Source organism: Dyella subtropica (assembly GCF_026283965.1).
Classification (GTDB): domain Bacteria; phylum Pseudomonadota; class Gammaproteobacteria; order Xanthomonadales; family Rhodanobacteraceae; genus Dyella_D; species Dyella_D subtropica.
The window spans coordinates 61,383-78,762 of record NZ_JAPDPD010000015.1 but is presented as its reverse complement, the minus strand read 5'-3'; the positions used below and the strand labels follow the sequence as shown (position 1 = coordinate 78,762).

The 17,380-nt window shown below is 58.0% G+C and carries 14 protein-coding genes; 9 read left to right on the top strand and 5 right to left on the bottom strand.

Going from position 1 to position 17,380, the window contains the following annotated elements; translation table 11 throughout:
- The first annotated feature begins 47 nt into the window (after window positions 1–47).
- From OUZ45_RS14255 to OUZ45_RS14245, 3 genes are all read left to right on the top strand, one after another.
- Complete coding sequence (locus OUZ45_RS14255; RefSeq protein ID WP_266170791.1) at window positions 48–1,022, top strand: hypothetical protein; 975 nt, start codon at window positions 48–50, stop codon at window positions 1,020–1,022.
- Window positions 1,023–1,077: 55 nt separating this feature from the next.
- Window positions 1,078–2,604 carry a condensation domain-containing protein gene (locus OUZ45_RS14250; protein WP_266170790.1) on the top strand — a complete coding sequence of 509 codons (1,527 nt, stop codon included), beginning with the start codon at window positions 1,078–1,080 and terminating at the stop codon, window positions 2,602–2,604.
- 91 nt (window positions 2,605–2,695) lie between these two features.
- Window positions 2,696–3,220 carry a gamma carbonic anhydrase family protein gene (locus OUZ45_RS14245; protein ID WP_266170789.1) on the top strand — a complete coding sequence of 175 codons (525 nt, stop codon included), beginning with the start codon at window positions 2,696–2,698 and terminating at the stop codon, window positions 3,218–3,220.
- A gap of 238 nt (window positions 3,221–3,458) precedes the next feature.
- Here OUZ45_RS14245 and OUZ45_RS14240 read toward each other — a convergent pair whose 3' ends face one another.
- The 3 genes from OUZ45_RS14240 to OUZ45_RS14230 all read right to left on the bottom strand — a co-directional run bounded on the left by OUZ45_RS14240 (window position 3,459) and on the right by OUZ45_RS14230 (window position 5,693).
- Window positions 3,459–4,379 carry an alpha/beta hydrolase family protein gene (locus tag OUZ45_RS14240; protein ID WP_266170788.1) on the bottom strand — a complete coding sequence of 307 codons (921 nt, stop codon included), beginning with the start codon at window positions 4,377–4,379 and terminating at the stop codon, window positions 3,459–3,461.
- 111 nt (window positions 4,380–4,490) lie between these two features.
- Window positions 4,491–5,324 carry an alpha/beta hydrolase gene (locus tag OUZ45_RS14235; protein ID WP_266170787.1) on the bottom strand — a complete coding sequence of 278 codons (834 nt, stop codon included), beginning with the start codon at window positions 5,322–5,324 and terminating at the stop codon, window positions 4,491–4,493.
- Window positions 5,325–5,408: 84 nt separating this feature from the next.
- On the bottom strand, window positions 5,409–5,693 hold the full coding sequence (locus OUZ45_RS14230) for a hypothetical protein (protein WP_266170786.1): 285 nt from the start codon (window positions 5,691–5,693) through the stop codon (window positions 5,409–5,411).
- A 201-nt stretch (window positions 5,694–5,894) separates the two neighbouring features.
- Between OUZ45_RS14230 and OUZ45_RS14225 the strand changes: the two genes are divergently transcribed.
- The 5 genes from OUZ45_RS14225 to OUZ45_RS14205 all read left to right on the top strand — a co-directional run bounded on the left by OUZ45_RS14225 (window position 5,895) and on the right by OUZ45_RS14205 (window position 12,217).
- Window positions 5,895–8,891 carry a sensor histidine kinase gene (locus OUZ45_RS14225; protein ID WP_266170785.1) on the top strand — a complete coding sequence of 999 codons (2,997 nt, stop codon included), beginning with the start codon at window positions 5,895–5,897 and terminating at the stop codon, window positions 8,889–8,891.
- Entirely contained in the window at window positions 8,876–9,535 is a 660-nt protein-coding gene (locus tag OUZ45_RS14220; RefSeq protein WP_425601695.1) for a response regulator, read from the top strand. Before OUZ45_RS14225 ends, OUZ45_RS14220 begins: the two co-directional genes overlap by 16 nt.
- A gap of 202 nt (window positions 9,536–9,737) precedes the next feature.
- Complete coding sequence (locus OUZ45_RS14215) at window positions 9,738–10,202, top strand: pirin family protein (RefSeq protein ID WP_266170783.1); 465 nt, start codon at window positions 9,738–9,740, stop codon at window positions 10,200–10,202.
- A gap of 326 nt (window positions 10,203–10,528) precedes the next feature.
- Window positions 10,529–10,768: a hypothetical protein gene (locus OUZ45_RS14210; RefSeq protein ID WP_266170782.1), complete on the top strand. Its 240-nt coding sequence runs from the start codon at window positions 10,529–10,531 to the stop codon at window positions 10,766–10,768.
- A 669-nt stretch (window positions 10,769–11,437) separates the two neighbouring features.
- Entirely contained in the window at window positions 11,438–12,217 is a 780-nt protein-coding gene (locus tag OUZ45_RS14205; protein ID WP_266170781.1) for a YiiX/YebB-like N1pC/P60 family cysteine hydrolase, read from the top strand.
- A gap of 397 nt (window positions 12,218–12,614) precedes the next feature.
- On the opposite strand, the gene OUZ45_RS14200 is transcribed toward OUZ45_RS14205, so the two are convergent.
- On the bottom strand, window positions 12,615–12,908 hold the full coding sequence (locus OUZ45_RS14200) for a hypothetical protein (protein WP_266170780.1): 294 nt from the start codon (window positions 12,906–12,908) through the stop codon (window positions 12,615–12,617).
- Between the two features lie 1,502 nt (window positions 12,909–14,410).
- Window positions 14,411–14,926, bottom strand: coding sequence for a MarR family winged helix-turn-helix transcriptional regulator (locus tag OUZ45_RS14195; protein ID WP_266170779.1), 516 nt, complete (start codon window positions 14,924–14,926; stop codon window positions 14,411–14,413).
- Window positions 14,927–15,067: 141 nt separating this feature from the next.
- Between OUZ45_RS14195 and OUZ45_RS14190 the strand changes: the two genes are divergently transcribed.
- On the top strand, window positions 15,068–17,020 hold the full coding sequence (locus OUZ45_RS14190) for a S9 family peptidase (protein ID WP_266170778.1): 1,953 nt from the start codon (window positions 15,068–15,070) through the stop codon (window positions 17,018–17,020).
- Window positions 17,021–17,380: the final 360 nt, after the last annotated feature.

The window sequence follows — 17,380 nt, the reverse complement described above, 5'->3', positions numbered from 1 at the left end:
TGCAGGCAACCCGCGCAATCATCTCTCCAATGAAGGGCGTTAACTAAATGGCCACCGTATCTGACGAATCCATATTTGATCTGTCGGGCCTGGATGCACAAGCCGGCTCGGAACACATGGTCGCGCTCGATGCCGCCCAGGCCAGATTCGGAAGGATTGCCGAGATCCTGTCGAAGGATAAGGTCGTACTGATCCAGGGCGCTTCGCCGGCGGATGCGGATAGATTGATCTCCGGCATAGCGGCGGAATTTGGCTTGAGCGAGGAGCTTGAGATTCAGGCTGGATTCGCGGCCATCCACGGTCATAGAAAGAACGTGGGGAAGTATTTCATGACGGTCAACGAGCGCGGAGACTACCACTTCATACCGCCGCATTCGGAAGGGAATAGCGGCATGAACATGCAGATATCCTCTTTCTACTGCTATGAAAACACCACGGACGGCGGGGAGACCATCCTCTGGGGGTCTTCCGATGACGAGGATGTCTGGAGTGACATGAAGGAATTCAAATACAAGGTAAAAACTGATCGCACCGAATTGACAAAGATGGAAATTGCGACACTGAAGATGACGTGCGAGGTCGAATGGCCCAGGGATAGGGTCAAGGAGGGCGATGATCTGGTGCATCTGATGGATACGCCCGTGGCTGATGTCTCCCGGTACGGCGTTCTGCAGCCAGCCAAGAAGAACCACTCCAGGATCCTGGGCGTCGATCGCTTTGTCTGCTGGGACACCATCGGCAATGTGGATCGGGACATCGCGAAGGAGTTCATCAAGGCGCTCCGGCGCGTGGGCCTTTTCAAGGCTCCGCATGACATCGAGGACGGCAGCGTCCTGGACTGCAGCCTTCATCGAAAGGTCTGGTCTTCCGGCATCCGGCTGCCGTCCATATTCAATCGGGCGATTGTGAGGAAGCTTCGCGCGGGGGAACTTGTCGTCATGAACAACATGACCTGGGCTCATTCGGCGTGCGGATGGACCCCGGGAACGGGAGTCAGGCGGGTGGCGGCGGCCTTTGCCTGAGGCCGTGCGGCGGCACAATGGCTGGCGTCCATAGAGAATAGAAGAAGGGAATCCGATGCATCTTTCAGATTTGCTGCTCGCGCTGGAGTACAAGCAGATTGAGCTCTTCGTCAAGAATGGCGCTCTTGGCTATAGAGCCCCGGCGGGAGCTTTCACCGACGCCCTGCTCGAAGAGGTGAAGCGCCACAAGCAAGACCTGATCGGCCTTATCGAAAGAGGTCTGGCCCAGGTGGAGCGATGGTCATCGGACGATCGCGACGCCGGCGAACTGCCGCTGACGCCATGGCATGGCTGGTACCTGGAGACCTTCGATCCTGTCGAGCACAGGTGGTCGGTGACTCGCCACGCGCACATCGGTGGAGACGCCGATTTTGATTTGGTAAGAGAAGCGGTTCATTTGACCATGAGCCGCTACGACACGTTCCGGCAGCGGCTGTACCGGAAGCAGGACGGGGAATGGGCGCTGAGAATACTGAGCGCTCCAGGCGAGCCGAAAATAGTCCTGTCTGACGCGACCGAGAACACCGAAAAATGCATGCTCGATATTCAGAAGGACGTTGAGCGGACCCTCAGCATGGTCGACGGGCCGGTGATCTATGTGGCCCTTTGCAAGAACAGGAACACAGGAGACGTCATCGTTGTAAATCTCCATCACAACATTGTGGACGCTTACTGCGTCGAATCCATTGTCTCCGATATGGTAGATGTCTATAAGAGGCTGTCAGGCCATCAAGTGGTGGATGCCGAAATAAAGAAAGCATGCAGCTATGCGAGCTACACCGAAACGCTGCATCAATACATGAGCGGGCCGATGTTTCTTGCAAGGTCATTGTCCTATTGGGGCGGCTTCATCAACGCAGAGACGCCCAGGATTCCCGTTGACTTTGTGGGTGGCCTGCACACCGCCAACAATTCCAAAATAATTACCTTGTATGTCGGGGCCGATGTTCTTTCATCCAAGAACACATCCCTCATGAATGATTCGCTTCTTATCGCCGCCGTGGCGGCGATCGCGCATTGGTCAGGCCACCCGATGGTCGCCATCGACGTCGAGCACCATGGGCGCGGCGGCCATACTCCTGGGATCGATTTCCTGGAAGTGGTGGGTCCGACGACCTTCAAATTTCCCATGTGGTTCGACGTGGAACCGGATAGCCTGTCGTCGCCCGGATCGTTCGAGGCTCTCCGCAAGCGGATTACGGATGTGACCCAGCATGGCCTGGGTTATGGCTTCCTGCGGTATCTGCACCCGGACCAGGAGGTCAGGTCCGACTTCCAGCGGATGCCGCGGCCTCAGGTCTTCCTTAACAATCGCACGACGCTGTTTGTCAAAGGTGGAGCAAAAGAAGACGGGGTCGCCATGCCGCCCAGAAAGAGCGGCATTTTCAGGGTCGAGTCGCATAGCGATCCGGAGCTGCATGACCCGTATTCTCACGAGTTGCTTATTGAATGCGACAGGGCGTGGGATGGCATAGAAATATCCCTGATATACAGCGAAAAGATACACAGGGATGACACGATCATCGAGCTGGCTGAAACGCTGCTCTCGAAGCTGCAACGAATTTCCGAGGTGTGCGTGTAAGTCGGTCCGAACCGGCGCCTCCTGACCACCAGGGCGCGCGAGAGCATTGAGTTGTTGCACGCGGAATGCCTGTGCCGCATAGGAAAGCAACGTGAGCCCCTACTATTTTTCCTTGGAAAACTCGCAACTTGAGCTCGGGGATGGAAGTTACATCGCTCCATCGGCCATCGTCATAGGGGATGTGCATATCGGCCAGGCGTCCAGCGTATGGTTTGGCGCCGTGTTGCGGGGAGATAACGACCGCATAGCCATCGGAAGCGAAAGCAACATCCAGGACAACGCCGTACTGCATACCGATCCCGGGATTCCGCTGGTCGTAGGCAACAAGGTCAGCGTCGGCCATCTGGCCATGCTGCATGGATGCATGGTCGGCGACGGATCATTGATCGGCATCGGCGCCGTGGTTTTGAATCGTGCCGAAATAGGGCGCCACTGCCTGATTGGCGCCAAATCCCTGGTACCCGAGGGCAAGGTCATTCCCGACAACTCCATAGTCCAGGGTATTCCGGGCCGCATCGTCGGCGAAGTTAGCGAACGGCACTTGGCGATGATGGAGCGGGCCTCTCAATCCTACGTGGCGCGTATAAGACGCTACGTGGAGAACAACATTCGCTGATTGTGGTTACCTGAAACGGCGGCTGGCCCTGATTCCGTATCCTGAAATCATCGTAGCCGACGGTACGTCTCACAGAGTGATGCAGTCGCGCACTGCCCAGTCAAGTCAGAAGGTTGGGCTTCCATCCTTCAATCGAACGCCACGGCAGGGTGATTAGCCCGTGTTATCGTAGGTAGGAACGTCCGCTTCAGCGTCTAAGCGGACGCTTTCAAAGCATGGAAATCACGCATGGCACGGGTTATTTGACGGGCTTGCCTTCAGCAAAGTTGCACACTGCGGCGATAGTTGTTTCCGGTGCCTCCTCCATTAGCCAGTGGCCCGCGTGGGGGATCACAAGTTCGGTCACGTTGCTTGCCGCATTCCGCATCACGATGGCCTCATTAGCGCCAAACGACTTCTCACCACCGATGGCGAGCACAGGCATGGTGAGTTTGGTGGCCATTGAGACCCTGTTGTCTTCCGCGTCTTGCCGGATGGAGCGGAACTGGGCGAACGCGGAATGCATGGCGCCTGGCTGGGCGTAGAGTTCGGCGTAATGGCGGCGCGAGGCTTCGTCGAACTTGGTGTGATCGCCCGCAAATTCGTTCCAGAACCGGTCGAGATAGATGCGCTCTCGGCCTGCGACGAGGCGCTCCATATCCGGTCCGCCAAAATCGAAGTGCCACAGCGCTGGCAATCGCACGATCTGATCCCACGGCGGAATTCCAGGAACCGGCGCATCCATCACGATCAAGCGATCGGTCATGTCGGGGTAACGCGCGGCGTAGGCATAGGCCACCATGGTGCCAATGTCATGCCCCACGACGACAGCGCGGTCGATGCCGAGCTTGGTCAACACGGCGCGCACGTCACCCGCCTGGGTTTTCTTGTCGTAGCCGCCCTCCGGATGCGATGACAGACCCATGCCACGCAGATCCGGCACGATTACTGTGTGATCGCGAGCCAGGTTGGCGGCGAGCGGCGCCCACATATCTCCGGTATCGCCAAAGCCGTGCAGCAGGACGACGGCGGGACCGTGGCCACCGACGCGAACATGGATCGTTGCGCCTTCCGCTTGGATATCCTGGGTTCGAAATAAGGCAGGGAAGGGTTGAACGTCCGCCATGGCAGGAAAGCTGAGTGCCATGAGCAAGATCGTGCCGTACAGGATGCGAAACATGAGATTCACTCCCGGATAGGTGCCACGTGGTGACCGACTCCCCTGACAATAGCAGGGCGGCCAAGAGAAGAAGGCCCCGCGCGGCGGGGCCTTCTTTCTATAACCTGGCGTTTAGCTCGACTGGGTTGCCACTTTCTTCGCCGCTTCTTCGATCAGCGTTGCAACCACCTTCGGATTCGACACGTAGATAGCGTGGCTTCCCTTGGCTTCCGTCACCGTGGCATTCGCGCGTTTGGCCATGGTGCGTTGCGCGGCCACCGGGATCATGCGGTCTTCGGTAACCACGAGATACCAGCTCGGCTTTGCCTTCCACGCAGGCTGAGTGATCGCGCCGTCGTAGGCGTGCATGCCCCAGGGTACCTGCGAGTTCGCCATGAACTGCGCTTTTGCGGCCGGAAGATCGCCGGCAAAAGAGGCCGGGAACTTGGCACTATCCAGAAGCAGGTAGCCGTTCTGGGGCGGAAGGATGGGCGGCACCGGAGCTCCCGGCATCGGATTCGACGTCAGCGTCTGAACCGACTCGCCGGCATCCGGAGCGAAAGCGGTGATGTAGACCAGCGCCTTGACGTTGGGGGCATTGCCGGACTCCGTGATCACCGCGCCGCCGTATGAATGGCCGACAAGAACGACGGGGCCGCTCTGCTTCTCAAGCACGTGCTTGGTGAAGGCAACATCGTCCGAGAGAGAGGATGTGGGGTTCTGGACGATCGTCACGTCATAGCCGTCGTGCTTCAGGATGTTGTACACGCCCTCCCAGCCGGAGCCATCCACAAAACCACCGTGGACCAACACGACGGAGGGCTTGGCGCCGGCCGCATGCGCAGGTCCGCCACTCGCCAAAACAGCACCACCAACAACGACAGCCGCGATGTATTTATTGAGGTTCATTTGGGAAGCTCCTGCAGCGCGACAATGAGCGTGTAAATAGCGGCGCTGCAGCGCCATCCACACGTGGTCCAAGACAGGTTGGGAGCATCCATGGCTTTGCGAGTCGCCAGGTCGTCGCCATGACGACCTGCTAAAGCCTGGTCACTTCAAATCAAAGCTGCGTCGACCGAAAAGGCGCGCATCCAGCGAGTACGCCCCCGGTCCCAAAAGCATCAAGGCGATGGCATTGAGTCCTTCGCAGACGGTCGCGATGGAAAAAGGGCCGCCTTGGATCCGAAGAGTCACTAGGCCGGTGAGCAGCAGCAGGTTTGCCGCGGAGGTGAGAAAGCCCACGGTGATGGCCAGGGCAAGCGCGGCAGTCGTCGCCAGCAGCCATACGGTTGGCCGAGGTCCGATATCCACTAGGACTTGCAGCACAATCGCCATGCGCAATAGCACCAGTCCGACACCCGGGGCTCCTTGGGGAAACATCGAGTAGAGGCGTTGCATGTCGCCATGCTATGTAGCGGTAGGGCTGGAGCGCGATCCGCATTCGTGGGAACTTCATACCCCCCGATTGGGGGATATGCTGGCAACGACGAGATGGTCGATTAGACGCTTCTCGTAGAACCTTGGGGAAAGGGCTCAATGGCGTATCCGCGGGGACTGCTGGTTTTGAGTGCGTGGTGGCGGCTTGCGGGCTTTACGGCTGCATGCCTCTGTGCGCCTGGACTGCATGCTCAAGAAATCACCCGGACTCCCCGGGTCGCGGACAGCCCGCTGGATCGTCCGCTTGCCGAGTTGCGTCACGTCAACGCGACCGGTGGCGATACGACCCATGGCGGCATTACCGCCATTGCCCAGTCTCCCGATGGTTTCCTGTGGCTGGGAAGCTCCGTGGGCCTGCTGCGTTTCGATGGCGTCCGCTTCGACGACACCTATGCCAACCGCCTTCCCAGTCTGGGGATCAACTCGCTCTACGTCGATGCCAATGGCGATATCTGGGTCGGATACTTTGCCGGTGGCCTCAGTCGGATTCGCGGCAACGACATCGTCAACTATCAGGGGGGCGTCGATGTGCCTCAGGGCACGCTGTTTACCGTTGTCAGAGGGCCGGATGCCCATCTATGGGCCGCCAGTACCAAGGGCGTCGTACGCCTGGTTGATGACCGGTGGACAAAGGTTGGCTCCGACCTCGGCTACGAGGGGGGGCGCCCTCATTCGATGCAGATGATCGATGGGGTGTTGTGGATCGTCGACGATACGCACGCATGGTTTCTCAAGCCGGGCGCTACAAAATTCGACGTTACTGACAGCGAACAGCACATCAGCGTGCAATGGCGTAGGACGGGAACGCCCCCTCGGACCTACAACTCGGATGAGGATGGCCCCGCGTTAGTCGACTCGTCAGAAGCCCTTTGGATTGGGCGGCCAAAGGGAATCGAGCGGGATCGCTGGACGGTCGGTGAAGACGGACAGCCCAAGCGGACGATCGAGACCTTCTCTGATGCCGACGGGCTGTCCGGGAACGGGGTCCAGGACATCTTTGAAGATCGTGAGGGGAGTGTCTGGGTCATTACGAGCCGGGGACTGGATCAGTTTCGTGCAACGAATCTGAGGCCGTTGCCGCTGCCCGGCAACGTGCAAGTTCCTTTCGTCGTCCCTGCGGCGGGCGAACAGGTCTGGGTTCCCAATGTCTGGCAGTCGCCGTTCCTAGTGACGGGCGTTGCCGCCAAGCTCTATGCGCCGATTCCAAACGCCATCAGCGCCGCCGTGCGCGACAAGCATGGCGTGGTATGGATGGCTGGCTTGCATGGCGTCTTCAAGTATGAAAACGGTACGTTGAGCAAGATTGAATGGCCGCCACCATTGCAGCATGCAGGCGCGTTGAGTCAGGCCATCGCCATGGATGATCAGGGGGTGCTATGGGTCAGCGTTGCCCTGAATGGCCTGTATCAATTCAAGGACGGTTCCTGGACCAAGATCGACACCGCCGAATACGGGCAGAGCGGCCCCGTTCGCCTCCTCAACGATGCTTACGGTCGCCTATGGCTGGCTTATCCCCATGAGCCGCTCGTCGTCATGGCGGAAGGCAAGACAAGGCGCTACGGAGCAGAAGAGGGTCTGGAGGCGGGCGGTTTGCTGGCAGTTGAGGTAACCAAGTTGCATGTATGGGCGGGCGGCGAGCGCGGTCTGTTTCTTCTCCGAGGGGAGCGATTTGCCAAGGTAAAGGGAAAGAACGGCCAGGTCTTTCGCGTGATCAGCGGCATCGTCGAACTGGACAACGGCGATCTTTGGTTGAATGGCCTTGATGGCGCTTACCGCATCGAAGCGTCTGAGTTGGCTCGCGCGCAGAGCGATCCGTCGTACGAAGTGTCATTCCGCTTCTTCGGGACGGACGACGGTCGCCTGGGTATGGCCGATCACGCACGACCACTGCCGACCCTGGCGAAGAGTGACGATGGCCGCCTTTGGTTCAGTACGTCGACATCGGTTTCGTGGATATCGCCCGAACAGATCATCCACAACACCGTGGCGCCGACTATCACCATGGAAGGGATCTCGGATGGTGAGGTTCGTTACCCCGTATCCGATGCCATCCGGATGCGTCCGCTCACCCGGAAGGTGAATATCGACTACACGGCGGCTTCGATGGCCAATCCGAAAAGGGTTCAATTTCGGTACCGGCTCGATGGCGTCGACAACGATTGGCAAAACGCGGGGAGCCTTCGCAACGCGCTCTATACGAATCTCGGCCCTGGCCATTACCGCTTCCATGTTCAGGCGGTGAACGAGGATGGCGTCGCTAGTGCTGGCGACAGCAGTTTCGCTTTTGCCATTCGCGCCGCCTGGTACCAAACCATGATCTTCAAAGTGCTTTGCGCGATGGCCATCCTGGCGATGTTGGTAGCCACCCATCGGCTTCGCCTGCGTCAGGAGCGAGCACGGATTCGATTGAGCATTGAGGCGCGCGATGATGAGCGCGATCGAATTGCGCGCGATCTGCACGACACCCTGCTGCAAAGCGTGCAAGGGCTGGTTATGCGCTTTCAGTCCGTTGCCGATCGCATAAACGACGATCAGCATGCGCGAGTGGCTCTGGAAGGCGCACTCGATCGCGCGGACAAGGTGGTCGCCGAAGCGCGCGGGCGTGTCCTTGATCTGCGAACCAGGGTTCGTGGAGACCTCCACGAAGTGCTCAAGCAGACGGGCGTGGAACTCACCGCCGACCAGCCTGTGCATTTCAAGGCTCTGGTGGAGGGCCGGCCTCGCGAGCTGACTGCCGTGGTGTATTGGGAGGTCCTGTCGATCGCCAAGGAAGCCATGTTCAATGCGTACCAGCATTCGAACGGCACGCTTCTGGAAATGGAGATCGCCTATTTGAGCAGCGTGCTACGGGTGCGGTTGCGGGACAATGGCGTGGGCATTCCGGAGGCAGTGCTTCAGGAAGGGCGACCCAATCATTGGGGCATCAGTGGCATGCGTGAGCGCGCTGAGAAGATCTCCGCGAAGTTCCGTATCTGGTCACGGGAGGGGGAGGGCTGCGAAATCGAGGTCTTGGTACCTGCAGGCGCGGCCTATCTGACCCAGGTCAGTGTCCTTCAGAGAATGCTGGAACGCCTGCTTCAATGGGCGAGAGGATGACGAACATGCGCATACTGATGGTCGACGATCACCCTCTACTACGCGAAGGGATCGCGGCGGTTATCGCCGCCCAGGATGACATGTGCATCGTGGCGGAGGCTTCGAGTGGTGCCGAGGCGGTTGAAAAGTTTCGCGAGCATCGCCCCGACATCACTCTGATGGATCTGCAGATGCCCAGAATGAGCGGCGAGGAGGCCATACGCGCGATCGCAAGCGAGTTTCCCGGAGCACGCATCGTCGTTCTGACGAACTACAGCGGTGACGCGCAGGTTATCAGGGCGATGAAGTTGGGCGCGTCGGCTTACCTGCTAAAAAATATGTTGCGGGCAGACCTGCTGAACACTATTCGCCAACTCCACGCGGGGAAACACTACCTTCCCAGTGAAGTCGCCGGCATCATTGCGGCGCATATGATGGATGACGCGCTTAGTGGCAGAGAGGTGGAAGTGCTCAGGCTCGTGGCGCAGGGATTTTCCAATAAAGAGATCGCCCATCGCATACATGTCAGCGAAGAGACCGCAAAGTCCCATGTAAGCAACATTCTCTCCAAATTGGGTGCGCGTGATCGTACTCAGGCCGTTGTCGTCGCGGCCCGTCGCGGCATCATCGATATCCTGGATGGGCCGCTAGGCGCACCGCCGTAGCCACCGATCATTCTCGAAAGCCATCTAACGAGACCGCAGCTTTGGGCCGCCAGATCCGCTGATCGATAGCCATGCCAGAGGAGGGCGGCGTTCACCGAATAGGACAGCCTGTCCGTGATGGTCTGACTAATCGTGTCCGCGTTTTAGCTCCATAACTATTCCCGAAGCGAACAGCCGCCGTACTCGGCATCAGGGAATAGCCATGCTGCAACTCAGATCCAAAGAAACACTCGATGTCAGCCATCACGGTTGGCTCAACGCGCGCCACCATTTTGTAGTTACCGCTGACGGTAACCCTGCCAATGGTCCGCTTGGCGCTCTGGTGGTGTGGAACGATGACGAGATCGCGCCGGGCACGGGGTTTGGCCGTCACTCCCATACCGACATGGAGATCATCACGTATGTCCGGCAAGGTGTTGTCACGCACGAGGACAGCACAAGCAACGTCGGCCGCACCGTCGCAGGTGACGTTCAAGTCATGAGCGCCGGGACAGGCATCAGTCATTCCGAACACAATCGCGGTGAGACCTCCCTCAAGTTGTTCCAGATCTGGTTGCTTCCCCGTCAGCGCGGTGGAACGCCGCGCTGGGAGAACTACGGCAAGCAGCCGCTGCAGACCGAGGCGGACTTCTTGGTCTACAACATCAAGGACGGCTGCCCCCCCTAAATGTCTGTGCAATGGTGCGCGCATGACGCCTTCATGGCCGGAAGCTGAAGATGGCAAGGCGATTAGAGACAGTTATCGAGGGTAGGGGAGAGACCGCTTCCGGTCGGTAGCGATCACTTGTCCGGGGACGGCGCGTTGGTGTTCTCCAGTCCCTCGAAGCCTAGGCGCCACCAGCGAGCTCCATTGGTGTGCACGACCATCCCGCACACGACTCTAGGATTGGCATCTCATCCCAGGGCAACGAGGTAATAATAGCCGCGGAGCCAAGCAGCTTCCGGTAGCGCCGATATCATCAATCTCACTGTCAAGCGTGGCGGGGTGGAGTGATGGTCGACCTACGAGTCGAGCTGTGCCAGAACGATACCGTCGTCCTCACCTTTGCCACCAACGTTCTTCAGAACGTTCCGCTTACCGCAGCTCGGGCAGATGAAGAAGAAGCCTTGCTCATCGACGTTTGGAGGGGCGGTATCAGCATCCAGCGTCTCGCCACACTGCTTGCATATCCACATGGCACGCACCTGCATTTACCCGATGAGCATGCGCGCCATGGAGTTACTTATGTGTAAATCGATGTCACCAAGGCGCCCCCTTTCTCAGCCTAAGTCATTTCGCCGCCGATGGCGCCTGCGACAGCGATCACGAATACGATCCGACCCACAAACTGATCGATCCGCCATAGATTCCCTTCCCCATGAGGTTGCCATGGATCTTCACCGTGGATCCCTCAAAGCGGTACGAAATACCTTCTTCGACGAACGTCTGGACAACACACGCCATGCGTGAACTCCCCATCTTGTCCGTTGAGTGAAGCGTAGCCCGCTGCCCGCGAGATGATTGGGCTCTCCTAGTCGAGCGTCTACTGAAAGGGCCGATGACCTATCGGCGATGCCGAAGCCGATTGCGAATCACCGGCCAGAACGCGACAAACCACCCGATCACTATTATCGCAATGGCGAACCAAGCCCACCATCGCGACTGCGGGTTGAGCCAGTTCCCGCGGAACAGTGCAATACAGAGCGCAATCATGGCAGACGAGTCCCTTCTTCACGCACAGCGGTCAAAGCTATGGCGCCGTTCGCCAGTAATTGACGAGCGCGTACAGTACCATCAAATTATACATGCATGATTCGTGGATCTCGTGCCGGCCGGTCCGGCCGGTGTCGCTACAACCAGTCGATGGTGTGCGCTTGGGAAGCGCATCGGGTTGTGATCAGCCAAAGTTCAAGGGGTTCCCCGTGCTCGCCTATCTGCTGCGGCTATTCGGACGTCCACTTGCTCGTTATCTCAGAAAGCCGTTGAAACACTACGCACCTGTAGCCATGATGCCTGCACGACACATGGCATCGACGTTGCTGCCCGGTGACGTCTTGCTGATCGAAGGATCCTCGAGAGTCAGCGTGGCGATCAAGTACCTTACTCAGTCGACCTGGTCGCATGCAGCCCTTTATCTTGACGCCGAAGCACGTCAAAAAACGGGGCACGACCTGCCGATGTTGATCGAGGCCGACATGCAGGAGGGTGTGCGCTTGGTACCTCTGACAAAGTACGAGCATGTACATACGCCCATCTGCCGCCCGCTTGGCCTGGCGCCTGACGATGTGCAGCGACTGATCGCCGATGCCCTGACTCACGTTGGACAGACCTATGATCTGAGGAATCTTTTCGATCTTGCGCGCTACCTGCTTCCAACCCCACCCGTTCCGACGCACTGGCGCCGGCGGATGATTGCGCTGGGCAGTGGCGAGCCCACCAAGGCGATCTGCTCGAGCCTGATTGCAACGCTATTTCAAAACATCCGCTACCCGATCCTTCCCGATATTGAATACATACCAGAAGAACATCCCGGGGGAGATGCCTGTTGTGCAGAGATTTTGCACATCCGAAACAGTAGCCTGTATGCGCCGCGCGACTTCGATATCTCGCCGTATTTCCAGATCATCAAACCGGAGTTACCCGCTGGCTTCGACTACCGATCCCTTCGCTGGGATGAGCTCTACGAACTCAAGCGAAAGTGAAATTCGTCAGCAATAGCTTCATTGCTGTGATATCGAGATATCGCAGCACACGATGCTAGGGAGCGCTGACCGTTCCAAGCGACCTGAACCCATGTAGGCTCTCTTTTGGTCTCTGTGAGTAGGCGTCTTGCTTATCACTATGGTGATGGGGGGGCATCTCTATCTGTGTGCCTATTGCTAAGCAGCGCCATGATCTACCCATGCGTGGGCTATGCGATGGACCCTGGCTGGCTGGGACTGATCATGCCCGGCCCACTCCAATAACCGATGCGCCAGAGCGGGTCGCTGAGGTAGCCCTGCCTGTCTCGCTATTCACCGTCGTGCCGAACCACCCAGGCGAGGTTGTCATGCGCCGTCCGGTTGGATACCCGTGTCACGGACCGAGCGGCGGAGGTGGCTACTCGATCGCCTTTCGGTAAGCGTCCAGCCGTGAGATCGCCTCGTCGGCCATTCGGGCTACTTGATCGGCCAATCCAAGGTCGCGCCTGTCCGTGCCACGGAATGCCTGCATCTGCTGATCCAAAGTCGCTTGCATGGCTGCTTTCACCTGCGGATTCCGCGCAAGGGATCGAAGGATTTCGATGACCACGACATCTTGCATCTCCATAGCACCACGACAGCGCCAGGCAATCCCTGACAGGGTATCGACTTCTCGTTCGAGCGCGATAACGCGGGTTTCGATCGACGCCATGAGACCCTCCGAAGTGCTTTATGGCTGCTTGGAACTAACAACTTACTACTGCCGCAAGAGTCTCGCCATCACCATCGTTGGGGTCAGTCGAGAAGCTAGATTGCCGGGGTTACGACAGGGTTCTCCGAGCGACGCTCTAGCATTTTGCAGACGGTTCCGGAAAAGGGCCTTGGCAAAGGTCAGCATAGGAATCGCCCAAACGACGCTTGGGATTACAGCGGAGTAACAGTGTCGCGAGCATAGTGATCTTTGCGCTATGGGGTCGACCGACCTTCGGCGCCTCAGCTCTGCAGTTCCTCTTCAAATGATCCTGAGATCTCCCGTGCTACCTCGGGTTACCGGTCGCTCAAGACTCAATATTGCAGGTCAAACCAGAGCGTATCTGGTGATTGAGGTGGAACCATGAACAAGTCAAGGCAAGAGTTGCGAAGCATTGTGAGCCGCATTGACGCTGCGATATCCATCCTCCGCGTCCGCCACTCCAGTGACATGAAATTCTTCCAGTCGACAGACGGCATCTTCTCGAGCGCCTTTAATGACGCCCATCACGAAGACGATGATTGGCTAGCTGTCCTAGTCGATGAAGTTTGCACACGACAAGGCATGCCTTACCCCATGACGTAATCGAAAGATAGGTACCCGACACTTTGTTATCACCAGAGGCGCGACGATTACTGCGCCCCGCAGAGCGACATTTCCCGTACGCGCGTTCGACGAACGCCTTGGCGTACTGATTTTGATTGTCATCGTTGTGGTCTGTGTGCTCGGTATGACGTGGCGTCAAAGCTTGACCACCACTCCTGGCGGCAACACTATGTCACCTGAAACGCACTCGCCTTCAACGAGCCAATCGCAGGCTCCCTCAGGGGGGCGGTCGGAGATGCACTAGTGCTCGGTCGTCGCGATCACAAGCCTTGCCTGTGCGACACTGGAGGCAAGTGCAAGCGCTGCCACGGCCTTACGCTAGAACTGAGCATTGCGACTCTCGACGACGACATAGGCCAAGGGGCAAGGGGTGGGGCTGGATGATCCGGCCAGGGCAACTGCCGTGGGGCTGCTCCGCCAGCTGTGAATCCTCTTAGGACCCCGGGTGCGCAGGAGGGGGCAGGGGCGGGATCGCGATCGAACTCTCCCGCTACTGGTAACGGAGCGGGACGCTGACATCGGGAGGCTCCTGGCTTCGAACCATATTGGCAACGATTCAATTCTAGGCTTCGTTATCCCATGGTTCGTCGCAGGCCCCTCGGGGAGGGGTAGACACCCTCGTAGTCCGATTGGGACATGAAATCCGTGAGGCTATCCGTCGGGAATGATGCAATGACCAAAGCCAATCTATGTCAGCACGGCTTCTGCGAGGATCTGCTATCACCATGCACGCAGTTCAACACCCTCGTTGCGCCATTCGTCGTGAAGCCTTCTACCCGTGACAAAGCGAATCGCGGGCTGATATGCATGCTCTGTGGGCACGGCATCCACATCAAGAATAATCGAGCGGCGGTCCGTCAGCTCAGTGACATACCAAGTTTTCGCAGCAGTTTGGACAGTTCGTACTGTTCGGTACGACTTAGTTCGGAAACGGCCTGCGCTGCTTCGGCAAACCGCACGACGATTGCTCGATCGATCAGTGCAACCCCCTTGGGAGTCAGCGTTGCCGTCAAGGAGCGGCGATCGCTGTTTTCGGGGTTGCGAATGACCAGGCCGGCTTTTTCCAAGCGGTTAAGACAAGCAGTCATGGCGCCGGAGGTAATCAACACCGACTGCCGCAAAACAGTAGGTGTGAGTCGGTAAGGCGTTCCCGACCGTCGCAAGGTGGCCAGCACGTCGAGATCGGTGTAGTGGATCCCCACCGTCTTGAGGGAGTCGTTAGCCCTGGCCTCCAGGACACGCCCCAGATTAAGGATGCGGCCAACCACGGCCATGGCCGTGGCCGTGGCATTCAGATCCGGGCGTTCGCGCTGCCAATCGCGCAGCAGTTGGTCGACCCGATCCTTGCCCGGCGGGATAGGGGGCTTCGGCATATCGTCGGCTTCCCGGTCAGTTATGTTAACAGCAAGTATCTTTACATCGAGATATTTTCAAGGTAAATTCATTCTTGTCAAGTAAAAAACGCCGTTCTAGTTGCTTCATAGCAGAACACCCACTTCACAGTGAGGCATGCCATGAAATACGCGTTGCTTGTTGCGGCACTTTTATCCTCATGCGCCCCCCATCAGATCCACGCCCAGTCGAATCCCCAGCGTGTTGAAAAAGGAAACTGCATTACCGAGGGTATTCCTGAGATTCCCGTTGAGCTAGGCGATCGGTTACTGCGATATCAGGGTATTCGGCGGGCGGATTTCGATGGCTGGCTTGCCAATGGGCAAGGCGCGATTATTTCCACACGTTTTGGCGACACTTACCAGGCGCACTGGGTTAACCATCCTGGTGATGCGCGTCAGCAGTTGACCTTCTACACCGATCCGGTGGGCAGCGTTACCGTGAATCCATCGCGTAACGGCTTCGCGTTTGTCAAAGATATCGGAGGAGCGGAGTTCTTCCAGATCTATTACTTCGACCTGGATACGCGGGCGACGCAATTGCTTACCGATGGGAAGTCACGCAACGAGGGCCCTGTCTGGTCCAATCGTGGCGATCTCATAGCATTCGATACCACGCGGCGCAACGGCAACGATAGCGATGTGCATATCGTCGGACTGGACGGCAAACCCAGCAAGGCCGTTGTGGAGCGCAGCGGCACCTGGGACGTGTTTGACTGGTCGCCGGACGACTCCCGACTGCTGGTGCGCCAGTATCTTTCAGATGAAGAGTCGCACCCGTACCTTGTGAATATCGCCAGCGGTGCGATGACGGGAATCGGCGATGCCGGGCACAAGACAGCCTATAACGAGATGAAGTTCTCGCGTGACGGCAAGGGCATTTACTACATATCGAACGAAACCGGCGAATTCGCCGAGTTGCACTATCGTGATCTCGCAACTGTATTCATGCAGCGCCTTACTGCGAATATCCCGTGGGACATTGAGGGTTTTACGTTATCGAAAAATGGCCAATACCTTGCATTCGCAGCTAATCAGGATGGCATTGATGTTTTGCATTTGATCGATCTTAAGTCGGGCCACGAAGTCGCGTTGCCAGCACTAAAGAGCGGGCAAGTGGATTCGATGGCGTTCAGCGCCGATAGCAAGCGGCTGGGCTTCACTTTCATGTCCGCCGTGTCGCCTGGTGACTTCTATGCCATCGACCTGGCCCATCCGGTGCTGGAGCGCTGGACGTCAAGCGAGGTCGGCGGCCTCGATGCCAGTCGCTTTGTCGAGCCCTCGCTCGAACACTTTCCGACTTTCGACCAAGTAGCAGGCAAGCCGCGCCGCATTCCCGCCTTCTACTATCGCCCTCCGGGCAAAGGGCCTTTCCCAGTCATTATTCAGATCCACGGTGGCCCGGAGGATCAGGCCCGGCCATTGTTCAACGCCCAAATAGCGTTCTGGGTGAACGAACTGGGCGTGGCGGTGATCATGCCAAACGTACGCGGCTCGACCGGCTACGGCAAAACTTATCTGGGGCTCGACAACGGCTTCAAGCGGGAGGATGCGGTCAAAGACATTGGCGCATTGCTCGATTGGGTCGGCACGCGCCGAGAACTCGATGCTAAGCGCGTTGGAGTGTTTGGCGGCTCCTATGGCGGCTTTATGGTTTTATCCACGTTAACGCACTACAGCAAACGCTTGCAGGCGGGCATAGAGCTCGTCGGACAAAGCAATTTCGTCACGTTTCTGGAGCATACTGAAGGCTACCGGCGAGACCTGCGCCGGGCAGAATACGGCGACGAGCGTGATCCTGAAATGCGTGCATTTCTTGAACGTATAGCGCCGACGACGAATGCAAAGAACATCAGCGCTCCGCTGTTCGTTGCCGTTGGCGCGAACGACCCGCGCGTGCCAGCCGCGGAGGGTCTACAAATCGCCAGCGCTGTGCGTGCGAATGGCAATGACGTGTGGTTTCTCGAGTTCAAGGACGAAGGTCACGGCTTTCAGAAGAAGCAGAATAGAAACCACTTCGACGCCGCTTCGATACTGTTCTGGCAGAAATACCTGCTACCGGGAAAGGGGCCATGAATCACGCATCCGATAGTGTTTTCTAGTGCCAGTCAGGTAGCCGGCAGAAGGAGTGTCTGTATATGGACTCCTCCCCTTTGCAAGCATCCCGCAGCTCTGGCGTCCGTGTCGACTGCCTACGTATATCCGGCCTCTGATCGCCTCGTTCCTAGAGAGATTTGGGCCTTGATGAGCTAGTCGCGCGTTGGCTCCCAAGTGCTTCGTCGTGCTTATGGCACGTGGACATTTCAGGGTTTTGCCAACGCCGGTCCGACCGGTTCGTCATCGTGCAGGGTGCTTCGCAATCGTAGGTAGGATTTACTCAGACGTTCCTCTTAGGTTGCTGCCATCGCGGGTTGATAGTCGGTGCCGTGGCGCAAC

Coding starts and splice junctions, on each gene's coding strand:
- OUZ45_RS14255 (WP_266170791.1), top strand. CDS start 48: ATGGCCACCGTATCTGACGAATCCATATTTGATCTGTCGGGCCTGGAT.
- OUZ45_RS14230 (WP_266170786.1), bottom strand. CDS start 5,693: ATGGCGATTGTGCTGCAAGTCCTAGTGGATATCGGACCTCGGCCAACC.
- OUZ45_RS14220 (WP_425601695.1), top strand. CDS start 8,876: ATGGGCGAGAGGATGACGAACATGCGCATACTGATGGTCGACGATCAC.
- OUZ45_RS14195 (WP_266170779.1), bottom strand. CDS start 14,926: ATGCCGAAGCCCCCTATCCCGCCGGGCAAGGATCGGGTCGACCAACTG.
- OUZ45_RS14240 (WP_266170788.1), bottom strand. CDS start 4,379: ATGTTTCGCATCCTGTACGGCACGATCTTGCTCATGGCACTCAGCTTT.
- OUZ45_RS14215 (WP_266170783.1), top strand. CDS start 9,738: ATGCTGCAACTCAGATCCAAAGAAACACTCGATGTCAGCCATCACGGT.
- OUZ45_RS14235 (WP_266170787.1), bottom strand. CDS start 5,324: ATGGCGCTGCAGCGCCGCTATTTACACGCTCATTGTCGCGCTGCAGGA.
- OUZ45_RS14250 (WP_266170790.1), top strand. CDS start 1,078: ATGCATCTTTCAGATTTGCTGCTCGCGCTGGAGTACAAGCAGATTGAG.
- OUZ45_RS14225 (WP_266170785.1), top strand. CDS start 5,895: ATGGCGTATCCGCGGGGACTGCTGGTTTTGAGTGCGTGGTGGCGGCTT.
- OUZ45_RS14210 (WP_266170782.1), top strand. CDS start 10,529: ATGGTCGACCTACGAGTCGAGCTGTGCCAGAACGATACCGTCGTCCTC.
- OUZ45_RS14200 (WP_266170780.1), bottom strand. CDS start 12,908: ATGGCGTCGATCGAAACCCGCGTTATCGCGCTCGAACGAGAAGTCGAT.
- OUZ45_RS14190 (WP_266170778.1), top strand. CDS start 15,068: ATGAAATACGCGTTGCTTGTTGCGGCACTTTTATCCTCATGCGCCCCC.